Annotated in this window: 1 protein-coding gene; it reads right to left on the bottom strand. The window is 58.1% G+C overall.

The features are described from left to right. Positions 1 to 375: 375 nt before the first annotated feature. Complete coding sequence (locus tag ACFVV5_RS19120; RefSeq protein WP_387247281.1) at positions 376 to 1,977, bottom strand: right-handed parallel beta-helix repeat-containing protein; 1,602 nt, start codon at positions 1,975 to 1,977, stop codon at positions 376 to 378. Positions 1,978 to 2,302: the final 325 nt, after the last annotated feature.

The following is a 2,302-nucleotide window of genomic DNA, read 5'->3' as shown; positions in this document are numbered from 1 at the left end:
CCGCCCCACTCAGCGCTGCCGCAGTAAATGCGTACACCTCACCCCGGTGGCCGAAACACCCCGCCGCAGGTCGTGGTGATCACGGTAGAGGCTCTGCCGCAGTAAATCCGGTATTTACTGCGGCACCACCCTGACGAGCCAACAGGTGCGGGAGGTCCGGTAAGCAGAACCGCCGCTCATGCGTCCCTGGACGGTGTCGTACCGTCACGACGCATGTGTGCTCGCATAGTTGGCGACAAGAGTCCTGCTGGAACAGTCGCCGCCTTCGAAGTGCCACCGGGCCCGCTGTGCCGTCAACGTTCGCTACGTGCAGCTCACGCAATGGCGGAGTCGATGAGGTGCGGCATCCTCGGTATGAGTCCCGTCCGCCTCTGCTTATTCTCCTTCCAACAGGTGCGCCGCTCTCAGCTTGGCAAGAAGTGCGTTGAAATCCTTCTTCAGCTGGTCAATGTCCGTCGCGGTCGAGTTCGTCTGATTTGCCACACGCTGTGGAATCGGTTCAATGCACTTTCTGTTTGCGGGAACATCCAAGTCATAGAGCGTCTCCCACTCTAGGTGGTTGTCGTGAGTCACGCCTCCAACCCTCTGGGCCTGGGCCTGGTCCAGGTTCCAGGACCGCGGCTGCTCTGGACCAGATTTTTTGTCCCCCGGGTTCAACGGGCCGCTACCGTTGTACTCCTTCAGCCGATACACGAAGCCATTGGGGGGCGTCGGCCTGACGGTTTGCCCTATGTTGTAGTGCTTCAGGGATGCCCAGTCAAGAGCCAGCGACCGGCTTCCACACGCAGCCGTCACCGTCCAACCGATCTCGTCCCGGCGCGTTGAATCTCCCTTGGCATTGAGAAGCAGATCACCCGGGCGGTAGAAGTTGCAGCTACCCACAGGGGTATCGAAGGGAGTTCCGCCAGTCACAACACAGATTCGCCGCTCGCCGTAGTTGATGTTTCCAATCCAGGCTTCCGGAAGCATCAGTTTGCCGGGAACCGGACCGTTTTCGTACGCGGTTTGATAGTACGTATGGAACTGCTGCCCATTACTAATAAGGGACGTTTCTATCCTGCCCTTGAGAGGGTTACGAGGCTCGAGAGGGTTGTCAGGATCCGAAGCTGGATGGACTTCGGTACGGAAGAGGGAGTCCCCCGCGGGTTGCAACTCGCCGTCCACCGTCATGGACTGAAAATCATGAATGATCCTGGAATTCTCACCATAGCTGCCGAGGGTGTTGGACGTTGTGACCTGAGGCTCATTTTTTCTCACACATTTCCACAGCAAACCATCGAGCTCTTCCAGCTCTGCACCGACCTCCGGCTTGAAGTCAGGCATGCCCTTGTTTTCGGGAGGTAGGCCGTTCACTCCACGAGTATGCCCGGCGCGAATTGCTCGATATACGTATCCGTTCCCGGTTCCCCTCTGGGGCGTCTGCTCCTCGCCTTCCTCGATATCGACCCCCGTCTCGGCGATCCAATACTTGTGCACTTTGGAATAGTCATTTACCACGCGGAGTGCAGAAGGTCCCTTCCCGATAGGGTTGAAGCCCCAAAACTTTGAGTCGGAGGTAGTGTCTATATCGCCTCCAATGACAGCGATATCCCTACTATTGAATACCGATGGTGCATCGGCTTCGCCGTAGCAGCCGACGTACACGGAGGGCCTCGGGGCGCCTTCACAGCTATAGTTTCGGCGTCGGTTTGCTGCAGTGTGACACGAAACGAAGGTGGCGCCCAAGTACGAATTGTTGCAAATTCCATCACGCCCATTTGATGAGGCATCAACGTTCGTAACTAGTATGTTACTGGCGTTGTCGTTGCCCAGGCTGCCGATGTCGAGCCCATTTTGGCCATTGCTGGTAAGGCGGCAATCACGTATCTGCACGCCGCTGGCGTTAACCACCGGTGCGACCTCACTTGAGGATATCTCTATTCCGTTGCGCCTGAAACTGACGACGCTCATTCTCTCGATGCATGCGCCGGTCGCCATAACTCGTATGCCATCCATCTGCGGGGCCTGGAGGGGGGCGGCAGGCATCCCTTGAGCGGGGACCGAATGGAGGGCGAGCTGACGAAGCACGGCATAGTCCGCCCGCCCGCGAGGGGGCCTCATGGCCAATCCGGTCCCATAGCCCACCAGGGCAATTGCGCAATAAACGGTCTCCCGCGCTGTCCCCCCGCCGACTTCACCGATTTTAGTCGAGACAGAGAGGTTGAAATTTCCGGATTTGACATCTGCGAGTATGCGGCTGGTTTCGTCTTGACGAGCAAGGCCGGCACCCTCCAGAATGCAACCGTTCGAGATACGGAGAGGC

Origin of the sequence: Leifsonia sp. NPDC058248 (assembly GCF_042881905.1) — a bacterium.
Classification (GTDB): Bacteria; Actinomycetota; Actinomycetes; order Actinomycetales; family Microbacteriaceae; genus Leifsonia.
Note: the sequence above shows the minus strand (reverse complement) of the source record. Positions and strands in the feature narration are given on the sequence as shown.

What these genes read in the sequence shown, in the direction of transcription:
- ACFVV5_RS19120 (WP_387247281.1), bottom strand. Translation starts at nt 1,977, where the DNA reads ATGGCGACCGGCGCATGCATCGAGAGAATGAGCGTCGTCAGTTTCAGG.